This window comes from Marinomonas polaris DSM 16579 (genome assembly GCF_900129155.1).
Classification (GTDB): Bacteria; Pseudomonadota; Gammaproteobacteria; order Pseudomonadales; family Marinomonadaceae; genus Marinomonas; species Marinomonas polaris.
This window is the reverse complement of record NZ_FQVF01000002.1, coordinates 75,604-98,102: the sequence shown is the minus strand read 5'-3', so window position 1 is coordinate 98,102 and position 22,499 is coordinate 75,604. Positions and strand designations below refer to the sequence as shown.

The following is a 22,499-nucleotide window of genomic DNA, read 5'->3' as shown; positions in this document are numbered from 1 at the left end:
ACAGCAAAAAGCACTTCTAACCATTGGGCCTCACTTCTTTGTGAGGCCCAATTTCCCTATAATAAGAATCCACACAAAATCAAAAAAGAGAGCGCTTATGTTTTGGGAACTCATTGCTACCGTTTTTGCCGGTATTGGCGGCGCAGGTATTGCTCTGTTGTTAAGAAAGATAACCAAACAAACTGCGCCGAAATGGCTGGTTCCTGTGTTTGCTGGTGCCACCATGCTTGGTTTTCAAATTCAAGGTGAGTACGATTGGTATGATCATCAAACGAGCTTACTGCCAGAAGGCGTTGTCGTTGTAAAAGCTGTTCAAGAAGAAGCCCCTTGGCGTCCTTGGAGCTACGTATTCCCACAAACTCTTCGTTTTATCGCTGCCGACGTAGAGAATTCTGCAAAAAATAAAATTGATCCGAACCTTGTTCTAGTCGACTTGTACTTTTTTGAACGTCGCCACATGGCGAAACGTGTTCCACAAATAGTCGATTGCGTACAAGGCGCCAGAACAGATTTTACTCAATCTTTCACAGCTTCCCCAGATTCAAAACAGCCATCGACTTCAACCTGGTATCCGCTTGAAAGCGATGATTTATTACTAAAAGCGGTTTGTAGCAATCAAACTTAAAATCGACCACATTAACAAAAACCAAACTTAGAAAAACTCCTGATGACCCGAGTTTTCCTCATTGGCATAAAACATCATAACTCCTCATAATATCGATCTATCCAATTGCGAAAGTCGATATTATGAACATCACTCCAGAAGAGCGCGACGCGGTATACAAAACCATATTCTCTCGTCGTGATGTACGACGAGAGTTCAAACCCGACCCTATTCCTAACGATGTTTTAGAACGCGTATTACTGGCTGCTCACCATGCGCCAAGCGTTGGCTTTATGCAGCCTTGGGACTTCATTCTTGTCACCAAAGCAGAATCCAAGACTCAAATTAAACAAGGTTTTTTGCAAGCTCACGCCGAAGCAACCGAACTGTTTGAAGGCAAGCGTAAAGAGCAATATAAGAGTTTCAAACTAGAAGGAATTGAAGAAGCGCCACTGGGTATTTGTGTGACATGCGATCGCAGCCGGACAGGCTCTGTTGTATTAGGGCGAACCGCGAAGCCAGAAATGGATTTATTCAGTTCTGTGTGCGCGGTACAAAATCTATGGTTAGCTGCGAGAGCGGAAAACCTTGGTGTTGGCTGGGTCAGTATTGTTCATGACAAGGTGATACGCGATACGCTAAATATTCCTGAATCCATCGATATCATTGCCTATTTGTGCGTGGGTTATGTGGACATATTTCATGACACGCCAGACCTAGAAAGGGCTGGCTGGTTGCCAAGACGAGAGGCTAGTTCTGCGGTTCATTATGATTCTTGGCCAGAACCAAAAAACAAATAAGGTAAATTGAAAAATAGAGACAAGGCAGATGTTTTATCTACCTTGTCTCTACAACAAAAATACTATTAAAAAGTACCGTTATGACAGCGCCTTATCTAAAGCCTCGATCAACTGATCCATTTCTTCGTCATTAGTATAATGAACAAATGACAAGCGAACCACGCCCGTACTTGTGTCCACCCCCATCGCTTCTAATAAACGCACCGCATAGAAGTGCCCTGCTCCACAAATAATGCCTTGATCAACTAATTTCTGCGCCAGCTCCTGAGGCGTTTGTCCTTTAGGAATAATCGACACTGTCGCGGCTCTCTTCGCAGGATCTGCCGTTCCAAGTAAGGTCAATCTGGGATGTTGATCAACAAAATTAAGCAACTTAGCCAACAATACTTGCTCGGCATCATGGAACAAATTTCGCACGCGCTGCGCTTTTTCAGCACCAGAATCCGTGGCATCGAAATGATGATCGTGCAAGGCATCAAAGTAATCCAACACTCCACGGCTCGCCGCAACTTGAGCATGATCTGGTCCAGCTGGCACAAACCATTTTTGACGATAAGCCTTATTAAAGTAATGCGCTTGATTGCCCAATTTATCAGCCATGGCATCACGAATGACCATCACACCAAGATGCGTTCCATAAGCTTTATAAAGAGAAAATAGATAAATATCCGCACCCAATGCATCCACATTTGGTAAGCCATGACCAGCAAATGAAACACCATCAACCACAGTCGCAACACCCTTGGCTTTCGCTCGGGTGCAAATCTCTGCTACAGGATTAATTTCAGCGACGATATTCGAACAATGGGTAAAGGCTAAAAGCTTGGTTCGTTCAGTAAAAAGGGTCTCTAAGTCATTAATATCTAACGATCCAGTCTTTGCATCAACTTGCCATTCTTTAATCACGATTCCACGTACTTCTAATGCACGCCAAACACCAATGTTTGCTTCGTGATCTTGATTGGTCACTATGATCTCGTCGCCTGCTTTTAGAATCTTGCCAAAAGCTTGCGCCAGTACATAAGTATTCTGAGAAGTAGAAGGTCCAAGATGAACTTCGCTGGCCTTCACATTCAAATAAGAGGCTAAACGCTCGTGAGATAAATCCATCTGAGCACCGGCTTTTTGTGCCGCAGGATGAAGATGATAAGGCTGCAGTTTGGTTTCTCGATAATATTGATCTAAATGATCAATCACCGCCTGACAAGCATAAGAACCACCTGCATTATCAAAAAACGCCTGACCCGCTAAAGAAGGTTCTTTAAAAGCTGGGAAGTGAGAACGTACAAACGCCAAATCTAACCTAGGTGCCATAACCTTATCCCCTTATCGGATGCAATCTAAAGCTTGTCATCAACAACAAACTAATATGATAAAAGTATAGATAATATGCCACACAAGTTGTTTGCTATTTGAAGCGAGAATCACTAACGTAATACAAGATTTTTGTTTAAATTGAGCCTTTTATGAAAGAAATCACCCTAGACCGTACCGACTACAAAATAATCCAAGCATTGGAGAAAGATGGCCGTCTTAGCAATACACAGTTAGCAGAGAGTATTAACCTCTCGCAATCTCAGTGCCTAAGACGCTTACGTCAGTTAGAAGAAATGGACATTATTAGTGGTTATCGGGCGCAGGTGAATTACCAAAAACTCGGCTACAGCGTCATGGCTTGGACATTAGTCACCGTCAGTAAAGATGTGCCCAATGCACGAGATAATGTGATGAATTTTCTGCAACAAAAAAGTGCTGCAATTAGCGTACATGGTGTCACTGGAGACGTAGATTTGATGGTAGAAATTTGTGCTAAAGACATGGCGCAATTCACTGACTTAGTAGTCAAACAACTTTATGCCCATGCAGACGTCGTGAGCACAAAATCCTACATACGTTTAGACACAGCAAAGCAAAATGGTAGCCCTTTGGACAGTATATAAATAAGCTGAAAGCCTTTATATATATTGCTTTCACTCACTTACATAATGATTAACTGTCCGATTGATTAGTTTTTTTCAGGTATAGGCGTATTTTTTATCGTTTGTCTTATTTACCCATAGTTTCTACTATATAAGCATCAAAACGGAATAAGTTTTGATGCTTTTTGAAACAACCATAAACGAGGAATACATCATGAAAAACACTAAATCTGTTGCTGAGCTATTAGAGAACGTAAACACTTCTTATCTTACTGATGCTGAAAAATACGAAGCTATCGCTCGTGCAGAACGCGCTGAATATATCATTGCTGGTATCTCTTCTGCTGTTCAAGCCGTTAAAAATGTAGCAATCAAATTGAAATCAGCACTTGTATCTTCTTCTGCTCAACACGCTTAATAGATCAATACGCTGTAACAGTTAAGTTCACTAGAAAGTTATTGGGTAAGCATCTGTTCTCAAAACAGATATTTTGGCTTACTCCAACAGGCTTGTAAGGAAATGGCGCTAGAATAAAAACATTAAGCGCTTCCTGTTCCTACCTTATCTATCTAATCCGCTCCAAGCAATTCTACTTCAATCTTAATTATTTTTTATTCACAGCTTTATTTTGTTTTTCGCAAGAACGTTCTATTGTTTGTTGCCAATCCCTTTTTAGCCCTAGTAAAAACAACAGTTCAACAAAGACAAACAAAGGTCCAATAATCAACCCAGTTATATCGTCCAAAAATGCCGGCTTCTTACCTTCAAAATAATGCCCTACGAATTGAAATATCCAACCTACGACAAACAAACTAATCCCCGTGATTAACCATACGAATGTGCTTTGAACTGCAACAAACTCGGCGAACCCAATTATCAAAGCCAACAATATTGTCATTACAATGCCAATTATTTTGTTTAAGCGGACATAAAAAACACTACTGGCAAGGGCAATGATGAGAGCGGGCGTGAACATTATGTCGAGCAAGGTAAAATGTGGACGAGACATTAAAACAGCAATTCCAACAACTATCATCGGAATGCCAACAAAATGCGTTGCAACATTACGACGATCTTGGTGGTAAAAAGCGTATTGGGACAAGTGTTCAAGCATGGTTTTCATTTTACAGACCTCTATTTTTATTATTTTATTGATATCAGTAAAACGCATTTCTAATGAATATTGAAGAAAATAATTGATATATCTTTAACAAAAATCTCTTCTCTAAAAAATGCCAAGCCAGACAGTTTCATTCTTATAGGCCAATACACTGTTTGAAACAGAACTAACCTGAAATCAAATCGTCAATTAAACTGATCCAGTCTTCCAGCTTAGCATCGAGCTTTAGTTTTTGCTTTTGAGTAAGAGTAAGGTTCAGCTCCGCAAACATTTGGGCGTACAAGCGTGTATTGTGCTCCGAAGCCGCTTGATATTGAGACGTTTTATATTGATCTGGGTTGCTAATGAGGGCAACAAGTTGTTGCTTAAAATCAGGTCTATTACGATTGACAAAAATGTCTCTTACCGCAACTTGAAGGGTCGTTTGATATGCAGTTTGTTCATTTAATGTGGGAATAAATTGAAGTGCGTATTTTTTAACAATATTGACCTGCCGCTGATCTGGCGTCCCTATATTATCTTCCACTGATTCTGCTAGACGCTCTTCTCTGCGACTTAATTGCTCCTCTTCAGTTTGCTTATCAAATTCAACCTGCCTTTCTTGTCTTTTTTCCTTCCATATCGACAGTATCCCTGCTATTTGTTCAGGGGACAGTTGTTGAGCTATATCTGCCAGCTCAGGAGCAATTTTAGTACGAAAGTGATAAAGGTGTTGTTGTGCTTCATCATACTCATTCAACCATTGCTCTTGATTTAGAGGTCCAGAATCTAGTTTAGCTCTAAGATTTTTGAGCTGAGTTTGGTACTTTTCAAGCTCTGTAGAACGATGCCAGTTTTGCCATGCAGCAATACGTTCATCCAACGTAGCTTTTTGATCAGACGAAAAATCGACATAATCACCTACATACCAATAAAGCAACCAATAAATATTGTTGTACACAAAGGATGACGAACAGGCGCTCAAGAGAAAGCTAAAAATTATAACCAGTGGAAATTTAGCCTTCTTCATATTCTATCCCTACCCAACTTTATATAAGTGATTTCCTGTTTCTATTCTGTACGTGCTTTTCATTCAAATAGATCACTGCCTAAAAGACAACGAAAACACGTTATTAGAGGAAGCTACTTCCCTCATGTTCATAATGTGATTTCTTAGGCATAATATTTGCCAATAAAATTGAACAGATTCGAATAGGAAAAAAGAAATGATCACATGGCACTGTCAGGCATTTAGCGAGCTATCCAATTACACCTTATATGACCTACTGAAGCTTCGAAGTGATGTATTCGTGGTAGAACAAAACTGCGTTTTTCCTGATATGGATAATTTGGATACACTGCCTAATTCGAGACACTTGTTTGCCTTACAAAATAACAAAGTGGTCGCTTATGTAAGACTTTTGGCAAAAGGTGATTGTTATCCAGATCATAGCAGCATAGGTCGAGTGGTAGTCGCAGAAGAAAGCCGTAAAGATAAATTAGGTCACGTGCTAATGACGAATGCGATTAAAGAAACCCTTAACCTTTGGCCAGACAGTCCGATTAAAATCGGCGCACAATCTCATCTTGAACGCTTTTATCAATCCCACGGTTTTATCACAGTATCCGAACCCTATATGGAAGATGGCATAGAGCATTATGTTATGACGAGGGAAACTGAAGTAAGCCTTTAATCCGTGATCTCAGCTCAGGCAAAACATCGGCCTCAAACCAAGGATTTTGCTTGAGCCAGCGATTGTTTCTTGGACTGGGGTGAGGCAATACTAATTTGCCTTGCTCTAGCCAATAACGCCATTGCTTTACTTGCTCAGTCACATTATCAGACTGACCTAAATGGTAGGCTTGAGCATAAGCGCCTAAGACAATCGTTAACTCAATATTAGTCAGCTGATTAAGCACAGCTTCTCGCCATTTGATCGAGCATTCAGGACGTGGCGGTAAATCACCTGATTTCTTTCCCGTTGACGGTCCGCTTTTATGAATACTATTCCCAGGAAAACAAAAACCCATTGGGACGATAGCGACTTGCTGCTCATCGTAAAATTCATCAGCAGATAACCCCAACCATTCACGTAAACGCTCGCCACTTAGATCATCAAACGGCCGACCAATATCATGCGTCTTTTGCCCTGGCGCTTGACCAGCGATTAATAGTTTTGCATTAGGGTGTATTTGCAGAATCGGCTTGGGGGGATAAGGCAGAACATCAGCGCAATGCTGACAGGAAAGAACCGCGTCTTTTAGTCCAAAAAATGCATCATGAGACATAAAAATTACCGTATAGAAAAGCACTGCTCGTGCGCAGTGCTTTTCTGATTTGAAAGGCGATTACATGTTGTTTAAGTAAGCCTCGATAAACTGACCTTGGTTTGGTGCTTTAGGTGCGGTTTTAAAATTCAATACTTGATCATTAAGCCGTAACTTAAGCTCATCGGTAAAGTCACAGCTAATCGCTTTAAAATCTTTTGCTGTTTCTTTGAAGGCTGGTTTTGCTGCGCATTGATCAGCCACTTTCGATGATACTTGTGCGCAATAAGCGGCAATGGCATAAGTACCCAAATCACTGTCAGAGATTTTATTCCAATCTACTTTGGTTGGCATCTCTGTACCACACTGCTTAACGACATTGTCATCGGCTTCTTGTATTTTGTTTTTTTGATACGCTAAATGTTTTTCACGATTAAACATCGCTAATTTTTCTTGCACACCTTGCTTTAATTGCTGGTCATAAAGTGCAGAAATGGCTTGAACGGTATCCGCTTTCGCTTCATCTTTTTTGCCAAGGTAAATACCATCTTTGGTGTCTGGCAAATATAAGGCATAAGAGCAACAGCCGTAGTTATTAGCGATATAAATCAACGATCTTTTTGAGCCGTCAAAGGTGTATTTGAGCCTTTGATCATCGCCCTGTTTGTTAATTTCGGTAAGAAAAACCACGCCATCAATTTCGTGATTCACGCCAGTTACTTTCACCAAAGCCTGTTTATTGTCAGTGGTCGGCGCAATGACGACGTTTACACCTTCGCCAGAAGTTAATTCCGTTGGATATTTAGCCAAGTCTAACGCGAAAACGGAATGGCTTAAAAAAAGCAAAAACACAGATAACGTCTTTTTCATCTCAAGTCCCTTTTAGATTGCGGTGCATTATTAAAAAAGTAGCAAAATCGCCACAATGTAGATTTGGGCGATATTTAAACACTTATCTTTCTGCCTTTCTAGGAATTTGGCAAAGTAGAGACTTCGCAAAGTTAACTATCAAATTATTAAATGCAAAAAAAAACGGCTTCTGAAACATAAGTCAGAAGCCGCTTAATTATTTATTTAGTGCTTAGTGGTGATGACCACCAGCGCCGTGAACATGCCCATGCTCTAGTTCTTCAGCCAACGCCTCACGAACTTCAATGATTTCAACATCAAAGTTCAATGTTTTACCCGCCAAAGGATGGTTACCATCTAGCATCACGCCATCGTCTTCTACTGCGATAACGGTTACTGGCTGTTGGCCACCTGGAGTTTGTGCCATGAATTGCATGCCAACGTGGATTTCGTCAACACCTTGGAAATTTTCAGTCGGTACTTTTTGAATCAATTCTTCATGAACAGCACCGTAGCCGTCTTCAGGAGCAACAGAAACAGCAAGCTTGTCGCCAGCAGCTTTGCCTTGAAGCGCTTTGTCTAGACCATCAATGATGTTTTGAGCGCCACTTAGAAACACTAAAGGCTCTTGACCAACAGAAGAATCTAGTTCTTGGCCTTGTTCGTCAGTCAACGTGTAGTGCATGCTAACAACGGTGTTTTCTGTGATTTGCATTGTATTCTCCTAATGAACCAATAATAAATAATGAGGGAACGAGCGCTTGATACAAGCAAATCTTACATTTCAACAATAAGCGTTACACCGCCACAACACGAACCCAAACAATAGTTTGTGGCATTATGATAACGTCCCATAAGCTCAATAACTACCGTATAACCCTAGAAGTTTGGTACGTTCGACGATTTTTAAAGGGATATTTGACAAATATTTTAAAAAAAACGCCAAAAAAATCCGAGCTGATCAAATTTAAAGCGAAATTTGATCAGCGAGTTAATCCTAAAATTGCAGGCCAATCCTAAAGTTGAAAGACAGATTGAATTTTTGTAGTCGTAAAACCTAACGAGGTATAAAACTTTTTCGCACCATCGCGTGTGTCATTGGTACGAACTCGTAATACTATCTTCTCATCTAAAGCCCATTCTTTTGCTTTTTCGACCAAAGCTCGCCCCGCGCCTTTTAATCTTGCTTGATCCGCAACGGACAAACCAAGGATTTCAATAAAATCTGCCGAGGCGGCCCGAAAAGCGTGCTGAGCATGCAGCCAACCAATCAGTTGACCATTAAATTCAGCGACCCAGACTTTATCATTGCTAGATAAAAGCAATCGCTCAAGACGCTTTATAGCAAGATTTTCTGAAACCGTATTTTGGTAACCTAATGCCGAAGCGACATCGGCAATGGCATTGGCGTCTTGTAAATTAGCTAATCGGATTTCCATTACTTCTTAGTACTCCATTTATTCATCAGTTTGCACAAAACTCATACACTCGGCGGCATGAACTGAGAAGTATCAAGCACATAAGACTTACCTAACCAACTAACCCCTTGAGTATGATCAACATAGTCATTACCTGTTAGTGGGTGGACGAAAACATCTAATGATTGGCGATTTAACATCAACCATGGAATGATCTTACCAAAGGTTTCTGCAGCGAATGAAAGCTGACAGCTCCAAACAGGATGCGGCCCTACTGGCTTTTGATGGAAACGCCCAACACGAATTTCGAACAGCTCACTAGCTTTCTTTGCCACGTCCTTGGCCATTTCAACACCCGCTTCGTCTGTGTAATAGAGATGCGCATGGAACGCTTTGATATCGTCATTTAAAGGAAGTTGGGTCATCGTACCGCCTAACGTTAATAAATAGTCAACTGAAGAAAAACAAGTTTAGCATTAGTTTCTAGTCTGCAAGAATCTCTTAGCAAAACAACCTTCCTAATGAATTACGCGACCTAAGTCGTAGAGGATTGTTGTATCGGCTATGTTACATTTATATAAAAATAAGACCCAAAAGTCTTAAGACAAACAATAATGACGTATCAGCCTAAGTTCAGGTGATTTATTCAATGACTGTTTTCTGGATTCTGTTAGCCATTCTGTATGTTCTCGGTCTATTCTGGATCGCCATTTGGGGCGACAAAGAAAGTCCAACAGCAAAAAAACTGACTCGTCATCCGCTCGTCTACAGTTTATCTCTGGCTATATATTGTACAGCTTGGACGTTTTACGGTTCGATTGGTGAGGCTTCTCGATCAGGCTGGAGTTATTTACCTATTCTTCTTGGTCCAATTTTACTGTATTTATTTGCCTTTCCTGTACTCAGAAAAATGATTACGGTCAGCCGTAAACAAAATATTACTTCTATTGCTGACTTTATCTCTTCTCGATATGGCAAACGCCCAATGACTGCACCTTTGGTCATACTGATTAGTATGCTCGCGGTGATTCCTTACATTGCCTTACAGCTAAAAGCCATCGGCTCGAACTTTGCACTTTTTGTCAATCAGGATGAGTCTTCAACCAGTTTTGTTGTCTTAGTGGCGACTATTTTAATTGGTATTTTCGCTATGCTATTTGGCACTCGAAAAGTCGAAGTTACTGAATATCGTTCAGGTATGATGCTAGCGATTGGGGCTGAATCCTTATTTAAACTTATCTCTATTGTCGCAGTAGGTATTGTTGCGGTTCTTATGACTCAAGAGTTTGATATAAACAAACTCAGCAAAAATGTCGATTTCACGGTATGGAACCCTGAGCAGTTTTTGTCCTTCACATTTCTAATGCAAACCTTCATGTCGGCGGCGGCTGTGATTTGCTTGCCTCGCCAGTTCCATGTCACCGTAGTTGACCATCAAAATAATCGTCAATCCAACATGGCGCGTTGGTTATTCCCTTTATATTTACTGATTTTTGCAGTCCTCATTCCACCAATAGCCATTGCAGGTCAGAATCTTTTCTCTGCTGATATAAACCCTGATACCTATGTCATTCAGTTCGCCTTAACGTCTGATAACCTTCCACTACAAATGTTAATTTTCCTAGGTGGAATGTCGGCTACTACTGCGATGATTATCATCGCTACTTTTGCCCTAAGCATCATGATCAGTAACGACGTAATCTTACCTCTGATGTTGGCTAGAGCCAGCGCTCAGCAACAAGCCTTGCCTTTATATCGTCGTCGGATATTGCTAATTCGCCGCTTAGCCATGATGGGGATATTGCTGTTATCGTTTTTGTATTATCAAAAAATGGCCAATGCTGAGTCATTAGCAAACACAGGCATATTGGCTTTCTCTCTAGTGTTACAGCTTATGCCTGCCGTACTAGGTGGTCTTTATTGGAAACGCGCCCATGCCCATGGCGTTTATACAGGCTTAACCTTCGGTTTCTTGTGTTGGGTATTGCTCATGATGCTGCCTCTAACAGGTAATATGGATTGGGACTTAGAAAATGCCCAGTCGCGCTCAGAACTTATTAGCTACGGCGCTTTTATCAGCTTACTAGCGAATATTTTTGGCTATGTGGTTGGCTCTTTATTATCCACCGAGCGCTTGATAGACCGTATCCAAGCCACCGCCTTTGTTAGCCCAACCACAGAGCTGGAAAAAGGCTTTTTCAAACCCAAGAGCAAGGCTACTAATGGCGATTTTTTTGTTTTGCTGGAAACTTTTTTGGGCAAACAAAAGAGCCAGCAAGTTCTGTCGAACTTTGAACAAGATTACAGCCAAACCATCCCACCAAATGCTTCTCCAAATCGTTTATTTGTTGACTACTGCGAACGCATTTTAGGTGGTGTGTTAGGTGGTTCTTCGGCTCGTACCATCATTAATTCCATCTTAATTGATAAACAAATCAAGGTAGAAGAAATGGTGACTTACTTGGATGAAACTACCCAAGCCATTCAGTTTAGCCAAAACTTACTCTTCGTTTCCATGGATAATTTAGACCAAGGCATTAGTGTGGTCGATAAAGACCTACGTATTGTCGCTTGGAACAAAACCTACCTGTCTCTTTATCCTTATCCTGAAGGTATGTTGACTGTTGGGTTGCCAGTGGAAGAGCTAATCCGCTTTAATGCTGAACGCGGCGAGTGTGGCGTAGGTGACATAGAAGAACTGGTTAACAAGCGTTTAGAGCATCTTAAAAAAGGTAGCACGCACCGATTCTTACGTCGTCGAGCCAGTGGTCGAGTCATCGAAATGGTGGGTAATCCTCTGCCTGACGGAGGCTTTGTAACCAGCTTTACCGATGTCACTGAACACATTGAAAGCCAGCAAGCCTTAAAAGAAGCCAACATAGACTTAGAAAAGCGTGTCGAAGCTCGTACGGTAGAAGTGCAAGGCGTTAACCACGAACTCATGCAAGAGATAGAACGACGTAATCAGGCTGAAAAAGCTCTGATCAGCGCCAAAGCAGAAGCCGAGCAAGCCAATGCGTCAAAGACAGAGTTCCTCGCCTTAGCCAGCCATGACATTTTACAGCCATTAAACGCCGCCAAGCTCTATATGGGGATTTTGCAATCCACAGAGTTGCCAGACAACACCAACCAAGTCATTGAAAAATTATCCGATTCATTAGAATCAACCGAAGCACTTATCTCAACCCTACTTGAGATCGCCCGCCTAGACCAAGGTGCCATTCAACCCAAGTTAGTGGATTGTAATCTGCAAGATATTCTCGCTCCTATTGTTGCTGAATTTGGAGTTATCGCAGACAGTAAAAACATCCGTTTAACCACACATTTAAGGCCTTTTAGAGTTCATACAGATCCTATTTACTTACGCCGAATCATTCAAAATTTTGTCTCTAACGCGGTGAAGTACACGCAAAAAGGACGCGTATTAATAAGCGTAAGACCACGTGCTGGCGTAGTGTATTTACAAGTATGGGACACGGGTGTTGGCATACCAGCCACCGAGCAAAAGAAAATATTTGATGACTTCTATCGCTGGGAAAATACCCAAGAGCCCGGCATGGGATTAGGACTAGGGTTAGTTCGTCGGATGCAGAAACAACTAGGATTAGGTACCGAAATACATTCTATACCTGGCAAAGGTAGCTGCTTTAGCATCGGTATTCCTTTGGCTCAAAGTGATCACATTATTGATTTTTCAACCTCTCAAGCCACAATTACACCACAAGAAAAACTGGCTCATTGCTATGTTTGGTGTATTGATGACGAAAAAAATAACCTCACCGCCATGAATACGCTGTTAACTCATTGGCAATGTGATTGTCGCACCTTTAACCGCTTTAATGATGCCTTAAATGCAGAAGGAGAAGCAGAGTTACTATTAGTGGATTATCATCTTGATGATAATAAAGATGGCTTGTCTTTGATTAAAGCACTTCGAGCCCGTGCGGGAAAAAGCATTCCAGCAGTGTTGATCACCGCCTTACGCGATCCTGAATTAGTTGAGCAATGTAAGCAACAGAACATTACCTACATGGCAAAACCAGCAAAGCCCGCAAAATTACGGGCTTTGGTTCAACATATCCATCAATTGAGAGAAGACGCGAAATAACAGATATTAATTCGTTTTAGGCAGACTTAAACCACAACCTGCGAGAATAATACCGCTCACAGTATCACCGATACGGTGTAAATCTTCATCTCCCAAGGATTCAATTCCGCTTAAGGCTAGCACTTGCGCCTCAAAATCTGCGTAATGCTGAGTGGTTGCCCAAATCATGTAGATGACACTAGCAGGGTCGCATTGACGCATTTTTCCTGCATCCATCCAAGATTGAAGCAAGGCTACGCGAGATTTAAACCATGGCTGTAACTCTTCTTTTAGGTAGTCGCCAATATGCAGTGCTCCACCAATCACTTCCATAGCGAACAAACGAGAAGCAACCCCTTTGTCAAAGCTTTGCTTAAGTTTAACGCGGATAAAACTGTCCAATACAACGGCTGGATCATCGTTGATAGTCGCCTTATCAAACAAATCATTCCAACCCATCAAGGTCTGATCAAGTACTTGCTTGTACAAGTTAGCTTTAGATTGAAAGTAATAAATAATATTTGGCTTGGGTAAACCTGCGCGTTCAGCTATATGCTGAAGGCTGGCACCGTTATAGCCTTTTAAGCCGAATTCAATTTCAGCGGCTTCTAATATTTTAACAAAGACTTCTTCACGGTGGTTTTGACGTTTGCTCATGGGGGAGTTAAGTCCTTATTTGTATTGTCCCGTTACTATAAAAATATCTATAACACTTTAATAAAAACTAAACCGCTCCTCATGACGAAAAACCAATAAGAAAGCGGCTAATTATAAATACTTATTTCCAAGATCAAGCCAACAGCGCAGCCAACTCTTCCGCTGTCGATAGCTTACCCTCGTCTTCAATATTCGGAAAAACGGCTACAGTAATCTTGTCTGCCACAAGGCTTGGTAGCCATTCAGTTTTGAACGTCTCAAGGGAAACAGACACAGGCTCACAGTCATCCCAATCTTCAATCGCCCACTGGCTGGCAAATTCTGCATCTGGCCAAACCATCACACAATCGCCATCGTCAGTTTCAACCATGACGAAACCTTCTTCGTTACTCAAACTCCAGACTAGCTCTGTGGCTTTTACTTGCTCAACAAAATACGCTAAGCGTTCGCTGTCAGGCGCAACTAAAAGTTGAACGCGTTCTTCCATCGATAATTCTTTCATTTTTCAATCTCTCTTAAAGCTTTGTTTAAAAGTAAAGCACTTCATCTTCTGTTAACGCACGGAACTCGCCAGCCGGTATGTCGGCATCCAGTGACAACGGACCAATTTGATCGCGATGAAGCTCTTCAACTTTATTGCCTACTGCTGCCAACATGCGTTTTACTTGATGATATTTACCTTCTTGAATCGTCAGGTAAATATCGCAATCGCTAATACGCTCAGCTACCGCAGGTAATGTTGGTTGTGACTCTCCGTTCAACATCACACCTGCTTCTAATTGTTTCAAATCTTCATCACTAATTGGATCAGCCAACATCATACGATAGCGTTTGTTACAAGCATTACGTGGTGAGGTAATTCGATGCAGCCATTGACCGTCTGTGGTTAGCAGCAATAAGCCAGTAGTGTCTTTGTCTAGACGACCAACAATTTTTAACTCTTGCCCTAGATGAGAAGGCAAAAGATCCAGAACCGTTGGGTGGTCTGGATCTTGAGTAGCACACACATAACCCGCAGGTTTATGCAGTAAATAGTATCCCTCAGATGGCCATGCCAAAAGGGTATCATCAAGGCAAATCTGATCCCCCTCTTGTACGGTGTAATTGGCTTTTTTAACCACTTCACCATTTACAGTTACACGGCCTTTTGATGCTGCAATTTTTGCAGCTTTACGTGCCAACTCGGTCACGTGGGATAAATAAAAATCAAGTCTCAAGGGTATCGCCTATGGCTTTGTTAATTAAATTTAAGAGAATACTTCGTGGGTTGTTTCAATTTCTTTGTAGAAAAACGTCGCGTTATGCAACATGCCGTTCGCACTACGAGAGTAACCAGGCACTTCACCAAACGGAATATAGCCCATATTGACATACATGTCGTGAGCGATGTCATCGCTTCTAACTTCAAGCATTAGTAGCTGTCGTTGCATCGATGCCGCAACGCGCTCAACACCTTGCATCAGCATACCGCCCAAGCCATGTTCTCTCGCTTGAGTATGAACCATTAGCTTTTCCACATCACAACGATGTAATGCATTGGCTTTCGGTGACATGGCAATTTGCACACTGCCAACTACTTTATCGTCTTCACGGATCAATAAAACTTGGCGGGAGTTGGCTTGCAAATCATCGTTAATAGACAACCAATAAGCTTTCGCTTCAGATTCACTCATTGGCGGTAAAAAACCAATTGGCGCACCTGAATCGACGGCATCGCATAACAATTCGACAAGATCATCTAGGTAGGGGTTAAGGTTGTCTACTTTGAGTAATTCCAAACTCTTTTCCTCTGTCTTTTTGATTGGCGTAATAATACCTGAGCGAGGCTCAGTTAGGAAACGCCAGCATGAGTTAAGCAACCAGAAGACACAAAAATGATAAAAATACAGAACTTTAACTATTAGTTTCGACTGTGATAGTCCCTTAAGAACAACCGGTGAAGCAAAAAGTAAGCTCAAAGGCTGAGCTTCATCATTTTTATTACCTTAAGACATCATAAAACAAGGGCGCTTTCATACAAAAAAACAAGAAATACAACCGAAGTGAGCTACTAACAAAAAGTTATTTTAAATTAATTTGCTTTTAACCTTGATCAAAACCGTTACATTGATTAAATTTGTTCGCATAACAAAGATAAATTCGTAATGCGAACACAAATAACTGTAGCCATCACTTTTATTGATACATAACCATCTAATAAAAAGAGAATAATATTATGGAAGCAATAACCAATTTTTCCGTGCGTATTGTGCAGCGATACTTGCCGAGTGCTTTTGTACTCGCTGTTATACTCACAGCCATCACCTTCGTATTAGGCATTGCTATTGCTGGCCAAAGCCCCATGGCTATGGTTGGTTATTGGGGAGATGGATTTTCCAAATTATTTACCTTCGGGATGCAAATGGTCCTAGTCTTATTGACTGGCTATGTTCTAGCAATGACACCAATTGTAAAAAATGCACTCAATGCTTTGGCAAAACAGGCCAGCACGCCCAAACAAGCGTTAGCCCTTACCATCTTAGTTAGCTTCGTTTGCTATTACCTAAACTGGGGCTTTGGTATGGTGGCGGGCGCCATTTTAGCAAGAGCAATGGGGCGTAGTGTAAAAGTACATTTCCCTCTCATTGTCGCCGCAGCTTATGGCGGCGAGTTAGTACGTGGCCCTTCTTCTTCCATCCCTTTGGTTATTGCAACTCCTGGCCACTTTATGGAGAAATCAATCGGGATTGTACCTGTATCACAAACACTATATTCAAGCTGGAATATAGCGCTAACCATCGTCCTTTTGGTCTTATTGATTGCCTTTTTTATGCTACAAAAGCAACCAAAAGAAATCATTTTGCTAGACGATAAGGAAGATGACGATATTGAAGTAAAAGCATTTGAGGGAAAAATGTGCTTTTCTGACTGGATCGAGCACAGCCGACTACCCACTTTGTTTTTAGGATTATTAGCCGCAAGTTATTTAATCGCTAAAATCATCAACGGCAGCTTTAGTCTTGATCTAAATAGCATGATTTTAATCTTTCTGGCGCTAGGATTAATACTTCATAGAAACTCCGTATCTTATCTTCACGCTGCTGAGTTAGCAGTAAAAGCTGGGCGAGGTATCATTGTCCAGTTCCCGCTTTATGCCGGCATAGCAGGTATGATGACCAAAGCTGGATTAGTCACCATTTTTTCCAATGCCATTATATCGGTAGCAACGGTCAAGACATTTCCAGTACTTACCTTCTTATGCGCAGGTATTGTGAATTTCTTTATTCCATCTGGTGGTGGTCAATGGGCGATTCAAGGTCCAATTATGATGCAAGCAGCCTATGAGTTGGGAGCGGATCCGGCCCTAACCATTATGGCTTTTACTTGGGGAGACGGTTGGACAAATCAAATTCAACCATTTTGGGCGTTACCATTATTAGGCGTAGCAGGGCTTTCTGCACGTGACATCATGGGGTATTTAGTCATTTGGTTAGGGATTTCCGGTATTGCGATTGCTGGAACCTTTATGCTACTGATGTAAGTATTTTCTTGATAAAAAAGTGTCTAACTTTATGAGGTCACTTCAGTCACTTCATAAATAGGCACTTTTTTATTTATTCATTAAATACTTTTGGCACCCGTTACGGTTTCAATCAAGTCCTTATCGGTTGAACCTTCAAACTCTTTCCATATCAGAGCCAATGCACCAAATAGATAGACTAGAAAACCAAGCATTAGATTCAGAGCAATAAGAGCAGTCTCTCCCGACTTATTTCAACTATATAGAGATATATAATTCATGAAACCTTTTGTTTACAACGCTCTTCCCTCACGCGTGATTTTTGGCTCCAATACTTTATATCAAATTAAAGACGAACTAAGACTGCTAGGAAAAAATCGCGGACTAGTCTTATCTACAGCAGGCCAACATAAGGCAGCCAGTCAAGTTTCTAATCTACTAGGAGAATTTTCCGTTGGTTGCTTTAATGGTGCAGTGATGCACACTCCTATCACAGTAACAAATGACGCACTGAAAATAGTAATGGAAACTAAAGCTGATTGTATAATTGCCATCGGGGGCGGTTCCACTATAGGTTTAGCAAAGGCAATAGCTCTTAATACGAACCTACCACAAATAGTTATTCCAACTACCTACGCAGGTTCTGAAGCGACTCCAATCATTGGTCAAACTGAGAATGGAGTGAAAACAACTCAGCGTACCCTTAAGGTATTACCTGAAGTCATTATCTATGATGTAGAGTTAACTAAAACGCTACCGGTACCTATAACAATCACATCAGCAATGAATGCGATAGCTCATGCTATCGAAGCCCTTTACTCTAAAGACGCCAATCCTTTTATCTCTATGTTAGCCGAACAAGGAATAGAAGCTTTGGCACGTGCAATTCCGATTATTTACCATTCCCCACTAGATAGCGCGGCTCGCTCTGATGCTTTATTCGGTGCGTGGGCTTGCGGAACGTGTCTCGGAGCAGTAGGTATGTCTATTCATCATAAGCTTTGTCATACACTAGGCGGCAGTTTTAGCCTTCCTCATGCTGAAACGCACACCGTAATTCTTCCCCATGCAGTTGCCTACAATGAGAGCGCTACAACTGAAGTAATGGCAAGAGTCGCCAAAGCATTAGGGGTTAGTAATGCAGCACAAGGTCTTTACGATCTAGCAGCTCAACATGGCGCTCCAACGTCTCTCAAAGAAATAGGAATGAATGCTTCTGATATAAGTTTAGCTGTCGAAATAGCCTGTGCCTCGCCTTATTGGAATCCTCGACCTATAGAAGCAAAGGCTATACATAATCTACTAAGTAATGCCTTCTACGGTAAACGTCCTTGAAAAAGACACAGTCAACAATAGCATTAATACACTACCGACTCTTTGAGGAAAGAAGCCAAATAGCACCTTACAAAGCGATGGCCAGTTTTACTTGACCACTACACTATGCCACTAAAATATAAATTGCTCTTAAATAGGTATTTATGATGCTACTTAAACATTCCCCATGTAACGCCCTGGTTTATGGTTTACCGCAATAATCATATTTAAAGCAATGGCACCGACAAACGAGATAATGATTAAGGTGTAATCCACCACAAAAACAGACAACAGCACAATCATACAATCAACAGCCATCTGGAATTTTCCCATGGAAATACCATATTTTTCAGCTAAATAACGTGCCAAAATATTCATACCACCTAAGCTAGCGTTGTGGCGGAATAGCATTAAAAAGCCCACCCCCATCAAAAAACCACCCGCAATACTGGCATAAAATGGATTAACCTTATCGAAGGTAACCAGCATAGGCGTGATATCAGCAAAAACCGACAAACAAAATACTGAAAGGAAAGTTTTGATGGTGAATTCCCAACCAAAATGCAGAATCGCCAAAATATAGAAAGGAAGGTTGATCAAGAAAAATGCCTGACCAAAAGTCAAAGGAGTTGAATACTTCATCAAAAAAGCTAATCCAGCAGAACCACCCGTTAACAAACCTGCATGAGTAAAAAGGTTCACACCCAATGCAATTATCAAGGTGCCAAGAATTACTGCTTGAACATCCTCAAGACGAGTATGTTTTTTCATTTTTGGTAGTTCTGCTGTCGACATGAATTTCTCTTTGGATAAATCAATTATTGGTATTACAGGGGCGTGGATTTTAGAGAAAAACAGGCCTAAGACCAATATCAAAGCAGAAAGCAATTTTTAGCTAGTTTTTTAAAAGTGTCTTATTTTATGTACACCCAATTATGTAGCACAAATTCGGTGAATGACTTTTCCCACAACACGCCTTGGAGACACCCACCCAATTCGTTCGGACTGCAGACTTTTATTACTTTCCCCCCCCAACCAAAGCTGACCATCTGGGGCAATGTGCAATACTTTTTTGATAATAAATCCGTACAAAGCATGATCAACTACGACAAGATGGCCTATTTTGAGTTTTTTATGCCAACGGCTGGTAAACACAAAGTCCCCATCATTTAAAAATGGAGCCATACTTTCGCCTTGCACCTTAATTAAATGAAGCATGACCACTCCTTTATGCAATCTCTTTACTAAATTAATTTTTTTGAAACACGGCTTTTAATTTTTTAGATCTGGATAAACCACATCTAACATAGGCGGATAAGGACAAGGTGCTCGATAAGTTAGAACATCTTTCGTAAACCAAAAGGCTTCTGCAAAGTTATTCACTAAAGTAACCAACTTCTCCCCTTCTGCACGATCAATTCCCTGTTTGCACTTTGAAGCTTGCAACATGATGGAATGAACTAAATCATGGACATTAGGAACTTGCTCAAATTGCGGCACTTTAAAATAATCACCCCAAATAATCCGAACAGCTTCTTTCACTTCCGTACAAGCTGACTCTTTTTCGCTAACCAAACGAGAGATCTGAGCAAAATCAGTTACACCTAATGACTCTTTTTCCTCTACTTCTTTAATCAAGTCCATAAGGCGAACACAGCTCAGCGCCGCTAGTTGAGCGGTAGAAGGATCATAAATTTTACACGGGATGTCACAATGAGCCTGTGCCGTTTTAAAGCCGATCACTTTATCTAATGTTTTTATCACACTATGCATCATGACTAATCTCCTCTCGCTCAAGTTGTTTACGCCGACGTAGTAACAGCTTATAAACAAAGCCGCCCACAATAATACTTCCCACAGCCAATACGGTTAAAACATGAATAAGATCACTCGCCCAATGTGAATCATCATGACCAGGATGTGCCTGAATCACTTGGCTCATGACAATAAAAACACTGAACAACATGACTCTAATAATGAATTTCATATCATCATTCCTTCCATTAACACCTAACAATTAATGACGCATCACAGCAGTTGATATAGACACTGCATTAGTCAACGACTGCATCAAGGCTCTACTTTGCGCAGAAACCTCCTTGCTATAACTCTGAGTAAACAGCTCCCATTCAAAACGAATATGAGTTGCCGTTCTCATAATGAGATCACGCTGTTCATCATCCATATCAGGCCGGGCAATAATGGTTTGTAAGAAATTTACCGCACTTTCAAATTGAGTGTTGGCGGAAATAAAGTCACCCAAGGCAGTATAAGATTCGGCAATATTCAAAAAACTCACGGCAGCAGCTGCTACAGCAGATTCAGCATCTCGATAAAAATCTTCATCGAATGAACGCTCTGCTTGCATCAATGCCTGTCGATTTAAATCCACAGCATCAGTAAAAGCATGATTTGAATAAGCCCGGTTAGCTTGTCTCGTTAAACGCTCCCAGTCTTGCATTGTTTCCTCCACGATATGTTATGATACTAAATAGAACTTAATGAGAATCATTATCGTAAAAGAATTTTAAAAAATCCAGCTAATTTGAGAATAAATCTCATTTGAACGCATTTTTTACATTATGAAGGATCAGGTTAGATCAAAGCCGTAGACAAAAAAGAAAGGTAAAGAGAGGGAAATAAAATGAATCAGAAAAAGTAGCTCGCGATGCGAACTACCATTCAATTCCAACTTGAGCTTTTACGCCATTTGCAAAAGCGTGACGTTCATTGGCAATTTTACTGTGCGTATCAACACTGTCTAACAAAACGCGTGGTGCTGTACGACCTGTCATCATTACGTTTTGATGAGCTGGACGAGAATTCAATGCGGCAATCAAATCGTCTTCGTTTAAATAGCCATATTTATACATGTAGGTGATTTCATCCAACAAAACAAAATGCACACTGGGATCAGACAAAACACTCTTAGCCAAGGCCCACGCTTGTTCAGCGGCTTCTTTTTCCAACTCTGGATTACGTGTTTCCCACGTAAAACCATGCCCCATGACATGAAAATCAACTAATGGATGAGAGCCAAAGAACAATTGTTCGCCAGTCGCCTTGCGCCCTTTTATAAACTGAATCACCGAACTTTTTTGCCCATGACCCAAAGCACGAGCCATGGTACCAAAGGCGCTAGAGCTTTTACCTTTGCCATTACCGGTTAATAAAATGGTTACGCCACGCTCTTCCGTTGCCGCAGCAATACGTTGATCAACAACCGCCTTTTTCTTCAACAAGCGCGCTTCGTTCTTTTCTGCTTGTTCTACATGTTGCTCTGTGACTTTTTGTTCAGGAGAAGGATCCGTCATAATTTGTCTCTTTAATGTCATTTTTTGTACTGTTTTTTCTTGTACTACTTTTTCTTGTACAACAACCAACTTGGGTAATACAAATCTTTATGTATCGCGAACACCCTTAGTATAAAGACTAAAGCCACCGCGTAAATCGAGTTAAACTCATGTGTCGGTACGTTTTTTTCAAGTAGTACTAATAACAAAGCACCTAAAAATGCTGGGGTTGCGTAAAACTCTCGTCCTAAAACCAAAGGCGGACGATGACTCAAAACATCACGAATAATGCCGCCAGCCACACCAGTGATAATACCCATAGTGATAGCAATGGTTGGCGGGAAACCTAGGTTCAGCACTTTTTCCGTTGCAACGACTGTAAAAAGAGCCAAACCAAATGAATCAGCATAATGAAAAACGGTTTGTCTATCTTCGATGAATCGAACCGTAAAAAACGCCAAGGTTGAAGACAAAAACGCCACCCATAAGTAAGACGTGTCTTTTACCCAATAAACCGTTTCAACAGATAACACCGTGTCTCGAATCGTACCACCACCCAAGGATGTCACCATACCAAGGAATACCACGCTAAAAAGATCCATGTCTTTTTTACCGGACGAAATAACCCCTGTGATTGCAAACGCGGCAATCCCAAACATACCCAAAAGATATAGCAACATTTTTTATTTTT

27 protein-coding genes are annotated in these 22,499 nt (G+C 41.1%); 8 read left to right on the top strand and 19 right to left on the bottom strand.

The genetic code is table 11. From position 1 onward, the window contains the following. The first annotated feature begins 97 nt into the window (after positions 1–97). Both BUA59_RS00490 and bluB read left to right on the top strand, forming a co-directional pair. Positions 98–625 (top strand): hypothetical protein, encoded by a 528-nt coding sequence (locus tag BUA59_RS00490; RefSeq protein ID WP_072837776.1) that lies wholly within the window; start codon positions 98–100, stop codon positions 623–625. A 122-nt stretch (positions 626–747) separates the two neighbouring features. Beyond that, complete coding sequence (bluB, locus tag BUA59_RS00485) at positions 748–1,404, top strand: 5,6-dimethylbenzimidazole synthase (protein WP_072837775.1); 657 nt, start codon at positions 748–750, stop codon at positions 1,402–1,404. Between the two features lie 78 nt (positions 1,405–1,482). Here the strand turns inward: bluB and BUA59_RS00480 are convergent, their stop codons facing one another. Further along, positions 1,483–2,718, bottom strand: coding sequence for an aminotransferase class V-fold PLP-dependent enzyme (locus tag BUA59_RS00480; RefSeq protein WP_072837774.1), 1,236 nt, complete (start codon positions 2,716–2,718; stop codon positions 1,483–1,485). 152 nt (positions 2,719–2,870) lie between these two features. Here BUA59_RS00480 and BUA59_RS00475 point away from each other — a divergent pair, with 152 nt between their 5' ends. Beyond that, positions 2,871–3,344: an Lrp/AsnC family transcriptional regulator gene (locus BUA59_RS00475; RefSeq protein ID WP_072837773.1), complete on the top strand. Its 474-nt coding sequence runs from the start codon at positions 2,871–2,873 to the stop codon at positions 3,342–3,344. Between the two features lie 193 nt (positions 3,345–3,537). Then, complete coding sequence (locus tag BUA59_RS00470; RefSeq protein ID WP_072838057.1) at positions 3,538–3,741, top strand: RSP_7527 family protein; 204 nt, start codon at positions 3,538–3,540, stop codon at positions 3,739–3,741. 187 nt (positions 3,742–3,928) lie between these two features. Here BUA59_RS00470 and BUA59_RS00465 read toward each other — a convergent pair whose 3' ends face one another. Then, positions 3,929–4,447, bottom strand: coding sequence for an Mpo1 family 2-hydroxy fatty acid dioxygenase (locus BUA59_RS00465; protein ID WP_072837772.1), 519 nt, complete (start codon positions 4,445–4,447; stop codon positions 3,929–3,931). A gap of 163 nt (positions 4,448–4,610) precedes the next feature. Next, positions 4,611–5,453, bottom strand: coding sequence for a DUF6279 family lipoprotein (locus tag BUA59_RS00460; protein ID WP_072837771.1), 843 nt, complete (start codon positions 5,451–5,453; stop codon positions 4,611–4,613). A gap of 196 nt (positions 5,454–5,649) precedes the next feature. On the opposite strand from BUA59_RS00460, the gene BUA59_RS00455 reads away from it, so the two are divergent. Next, positions 5,650–6,117 (top strand): GNAT family N-acetyltransferase, encoded by a 468-nt coding sequence (locus BUA59_RS00455; protein WP_072837770.1) that lies wholly within the window; start codon positions 5,650–5,652, stop codon positions 6,115–6,117. Here the strand turns inward: BUA59_RS00455 and BUA59_RS00450 are convergent. From BUA59_RS00450 to BUA59_RS00430, 5 genes are all read right to left on the bottom strand, one after another. Beyond that, complete coding sequence (locus BUA59_RS00450) at positions 6,086–6,712, bottom strand: uracil-DNA glycosylase family protein (RefSeq protein ID WP_084122047.1); 627 nt, start codon at positions 6,710–6,712, stop codon at positions 6,086–6,088. The genes BUA59_RS00455 and BUA59_RS00450 overlap by 32 nt on opposite strands. Before the next feature lie 60 nt (positions 6,713–6,772). Beyond that, the gene (locus tag BUA59_RS00445; RefSeq protein WP_072837769.1) at positions 6,773–7,561 is read right to left on the bottom strand and encodes a hypothetical protein; all 789 of its coding nucleotides are present in this window, start codon (positions 7,559–7,561) and stop codon (positions 6,773–6,775) included. 211 nt (positions 7,562–7,772) lie between these two features. Then, complete coding sequence (locus BUA59_RS00440; protein WP_072837768.1) at positions 7,773–8,255, bottom strand: FKBP-type peptidyl-prolyl cis-trans isomerase; 483 nt, start codon at positions 8,253–8,255, stop codon at positions 7,773–7,775. A gap of 301 nt (positions 8,256–8,556) precedes the next feature. Next, positions 8,557–8,979, bottom strand: a complete 423-nt coding sequence (locus tag BUA59_RS00435; RefSeq protein ID WP_072837767.1) for a GNAT family N-acetyltransferase — start codon at positions 8,977–8,979, stop codon at positions 8,557–8,559. Between the two features lie 41 nt (positions 8,980–9,020). Then, positions 9,021–9,383 carry a DOPA 4,5-dioxygenase family protein gene (locus tag BUA59_RS00430; protein WP_072837766.1) on the bottom strand — a complete coding sequence of 121 codons (363 nt, stop codon included), beginning with the start codon at positions 9,381–9,383 and terminating at the stop codon, positions 9,021–9,023. A gap of 224 nt (positions 9,384–9,607) precedes the next feature. Between BUA59_RS00430 and BUA59_RS00425 the strand changes: the two genes are divergently transcribed. After that, the gene (locus BUA59_RS00425; protein WP_072837765.1) at positions 9,608–13,066 is read left to right on the top strand and encodes a hybrid sensor histidine kinase/response regulator; all 3,459 of its coding nucleotides are present in this window, start codon (positions 9,608–9,610) and stop codon (positions 13,064–13,066) included. A gap of 6 nt (positions 13,067–13,072) precedes the next feature. Here BUA59_RS00425 and BUA59_RS00420 read toward each other — a convergent pair whose 3' ends face one another. The 4 genes from BUA59_RS00420 to BUA59_RS00405 form a co-directional block, all read right to left on the bottom strand. Then, positions 13,073–13,702, bottom strand: a complete 630-nt coding sequence (locus tag BUA59_RS00420; RefSeq protein ID WP_072837764.1) for a TetR family transcriptional regulator C-terminal domain-containing protein — start codon at positions 13,700–13,702, stop codon at positions 13,073–13,075. Positions 13,703–13,835: 133 nt separating this feature from the next. Further along, positions 13,836–14,204: a DUF2750 domain-containing protein gene (locus BUA59_RS00415; protein ID WP_072837763.1), complete on the bottom strand. Its 369-nt coding sequence runs from the start codon at positions 14,202–14,204 to the stop codon at positions 13,836–13,838. Between the two features lie 25 nt (positions 14,205–14,229). Further along, positions 14,230–14,919, bottom strand: a complete 690-nt coding sequence (locus tag BUA59_RS00410) for a pseudouridine synthase (protein WP_072837762.1) — start codon at positions 14,917–14,919, stop codon at positions 14,230–14,232. Positions 14,920–14,949: 30 nt separating this feature from the next. Then, complete coding sequence (locus BUA59_RS00405; RefSeq protein ID WP_072837761.1) at positions 14,950–15,480, bottom strand: GNAT family N-acetyltransferase; 531 nt, start codon at positions 15,478–15,480, stop codon at positions 14,950–14,952. Positions 15,481–15,917: 437 nt separating this feature from the next. Between BUA59_RS00405 and BUA59_RS00400 the strand changes: the two genes are divergently transcribed. Together BUA59_RS00400 and BUA59_RS00395 are read left to right on the top strand one after the other, a co-directional pair. Beyond that, complete coding sequence (locus BUA59_RS00400) at positions 15,918–17,222, top strand: short-chain fatty acid transporter (RefSeq protein ID WP_084122045.1); 1,305 nt, start codon at positions 15,918–15,920, stop codon at positions 17,220–17,222. Positions 17,223–17,480: 258 nt separating this feature from the next. Further along, the gene (locus BUA59_RS00395; RefSeq protein ID WP_072837759.1) at positions 17,481–18,536 is read left to right on the top strand and encodes a maleylacetate reductase; all 1,056 of its coding nucleotides are present in this window, start codon (positions 17,481–17,483) and stop codon (positions 18,534–18,536) included. Between the two features lie 153 nt (positions 18,537–18,689). Here the strand turns inward: BUA59_RS00395 and BUA59_RS00390 are convergent, their stop codons facing one another. From BUA59_RS00390 to BUA59_RS00360, 7 genes are all read right to left on the bottom strand, one after another. Further along, positions 18,690–19,310 carry a YitT family protein gene (locus BUA59_RS00390; RefSeq protein ID WP_072837758.1) on the bottom strand — a complete coding sequence of 207 codons (621 nt, stop codon included), beginning with the start codon at positions 19,308–19,310 and terminating at the stop codon, positions 18,690–18,692. A gap of 138 nt (positions 19,311–19,448) precedes the next feature. Then, positions 19,449–19,733, bottom strand: coding sequence for a S24/S26 family peptidase (locus BUA59_RS00385; protein ID WP_048813955.1), 285 nt, complete (start codon positions 19,731–19,733; stop codon positions 19,449–19,451). A gap of 54 nt (positions 19,734–19,787) precedes the next feature. Beyond that, positions 19,788–20,291 (bottom strand): superoxide dismutase, Ni, encoded by a 504-nt coding sequence (gene sodN / locus BUA59_RS00380; RefSeq protein ID WP_072837757.1) that lies wholly within the window; start codon positions 20,289–20,291, stop codon positions 19,788–19,790. Further along, on the bottom strand, positions 20,281–20,502 hold the full coding sequence (locus BUA59_RS00375) for a hypothetical protein (RefSeq protein ID WP_072837756.1): 222 nt from the start codon (positions 20,500–20,502) through the stop codon (positions 20,281–20,283). Before BUA59_RS00375 ends, sodN begins: the two co-directional genes overlap by 11 nt. Before the next feature lie 30 nt (positions 20,503–20,532). Further along, the gene (locus BUA59_RS00370; protein ID WP_072837755.1) at positions 20,533–20,976 is read right to left on the bottom strand and encodes a hypothetical protein; all 444 of its coding nucleotides are present in this window, start codon (positions 20,974–20,976) and stop codon (positions 20,533–20,535) included. A 214-nt stretch (positions 20,977–21,190) separates the two neighbouring features. Further along, on the bottom strand, positions 21,191–21,829 hold the full coding sequence (gene cobO / locus BUA59_RS00365; RefSeq protein ID WP_072837754.1) for a cob(I)yrinic acid a,c-diamide adenosyltransferase: 639 nt from the start codon (positions 21,827–21,829) through the stop codon (positions 21,191–21,193). 44 nt (positions 21,830–21,873) lie between these two features. Then, on the bottom strand, positions 21,874–22,488 hold the full coding sequence (locus BUA59_RS00360; protein WP_072837753.1) for a trimeric intracellular cation channel family protein: 615 nt from the start codon (positions 22,486–22,488) through the stop codon (positions 21,874–21,876). Positions 22,489–22,499: the final 11 nt, after the last annotated feature.

What these genes read in the sequence shown, in the direction of transcription:
- BUA59_RS00420 (WP_072837764.1), bottom strand. Translation starts at nt 13,702, where the DNA reads ATGAGCAAACGTCAAAACCACCGTGAAGAAGTCTTTGTTAAAATATTA.
- BUA59_RS00440 (WP_072837768.1), bottom strand. Translation starts at nt 8,255, where the DNA reads ATGCAAATCACAGAAAACACCGTTGTTAGCATGCACTACACGTTGACT.
- BUA59_RS00470 (WP_072838057.1), top strand. Translation starts at nt 3,538, where the DNA reads ATGAAAAACACTAAATCTGTTGCTGAGCTATTAGAGAACGTAAACACT.
- BUA59_RS00445 (WP_072837769.1), bottom strand. Translation starts at nt 7,561, where the DNA reads ATGAAAAAGACGTTATCTGTGTTTTTGCTTTTTTTAAGCCATTCCGTT.
- BUA59_RS00490 (WP_072837776.1), top strand. Translation starts at nt 98, where the DNA reads ATGTTTTGGGAACTCATTGCTACCGTTTTTGCCGGTATTGGCGGCGCA.
- BUA59_RS00435 (WP_072837767.1), bottom strand. Translation starts at nt 8,979, where the DNA reads ATGGAAATCCGATTAGCTAATTTACAAGACGCCAATGCCATTGCCGAT.
- BUA59_RS00360 (WP_072837753.1), bottom strand. Translation starts at nt 22,488, where the DNA reads ATGTTGCTATATCTTTTGGGTATGTTTGGGATTGCCGCGTTTGCAATC.
- BUA59_RS00455 (WP_072837770.1), top strand. Translation starts at nt 5,650, where the DNA reads ATGATCACATGGCACTGTCAGGCATTTAGCGAGCTATCCAATTACACC.
- BUA59_RS00375 (WP_072837756.1), bottom strand. Translation starts at nt 20,502, where the DNA reads ATGAAATTCATTATTAGAGTCATGTTGTTCAGTGTTTTTATTGTCATG.
- bluB (WP_072837775.1), top strand. Translation starts at nt 748, where the DNA reads ATGAACATCACTCCAGAAGAGCGCGACGCGGTATACAAAACCATATTC.
- BUA59_RS00450 (WP_084122047.1), bottom strand. Translation starts at nt 6,712, where the DNA reads ATGTCTCATGATGCATTTTTTGGACTAAAAGACGCGGTTCTTTCCTGT.
- BUA59_RS00400 (WP_084122045.1), top strand. Translation starts at nt 15,918, where the DNA reads ATGGAAGCAATAACCAATTTTTCCGTGCGTATTGTGCAGCGATACTTG.
- BUA59_RS00475 (WP_072837773.1), top strand. Translation starts at nt 2,871, where the DNA reads ATGAAAGAAATCACCCTAGACCGTACCGACTACAAAATAATCCAAGCA.
- BUA59_RS00430 (WP_072837766.1), bottom strand. Translation starts at nt 9,383, where the DNA reads ATGACCCAACTTCCTTTAAATGACGATATCAAAGCGTTCCATGCGCAT.
- BUA59_RS00390 (WP_072837758.1), bottom strand. Translation starts at nt 19,310, where the DNA reads ATGTCGACAGCAGAACTACCAAAAATGAAAAAACATACTCGTCTTGAG.
- BUA59_RS00370 (WP_072837755.1), bottom strand. Translation starts at nt 20,976, where the DNA reads ATGCAAGACTGGGAGCGTTTAACGAGACAAGCTAACCGGGCTTATTCA.
- sodN (WP_072837757.1), bottom strand. Translation starts at nt 20,291, where the DNA reads ATGATGCATAGTGTGATAAAAACATTAGATAAAGTGATCGGCTTTAAA.
- BUA59_RS00395 (WP_072837759.1), top strand. Translation starts at nt 17,481, where the DNA reads ATGAAACCTTTTGTTTACAACGCTCTTCCCTCACGCGTGATTTTTGGC.
- BUA59_RS00480 (WP_072837774.1), bottom strand. Translation starts at nt 2,718, where the DNA reads ATGGCACCTAGGTTAGATTTGGCGTTTGTACGTTCTCACTTCCCAGCT.
- BUA59_RS00415 (WP_072837763.1), bottom strand. Translation starts at nt 14,204, where the DNA reads ATGAAAGAATTATCGATGGAAGAACGCGTTCAACTTTTAGTTGCGCCT.
- BUA59_RS00460 (WP_072837771.1), bottom strand. Translation starts at nt 5,453, where the DNA reads ATGAAGAAGGCTAAATTTCCACTGGTTATAATTTTTAGCTTTCTCTTG.
- BUA59_RS00425 (WP_072837765.1), top strand. Translation starts at nt 9,608, where the DNA reads ATGACTGTTTTCTGGATTCTGTTAGCCATTCTGTATGTTCTCGGTCTA.
- BUA59_RS00465 (WP_072837772.1), bottom strand. Translation starts at nt 4,447, where the DNA reads ATGAAAACCATGCTTGAACACTTGTCCCAATACGCTTTTTACCACCAA.
- cobO (WP_072837754.1), bottom strand. Translation starts at nt 21,829, where the DNA reads ATGACGGATCCTTCTCCTGAACAAAAAGTCACAGAGCAACATGTAGAA.
- BUA59_RS00385 (WP_048813955.1), bottom strand. Translation starts at nt 19,733, where the DNA reads ATGCTTCATTTAATTAAGGTGCAAGGCGAAAGTATGGCTCCATTTTTA.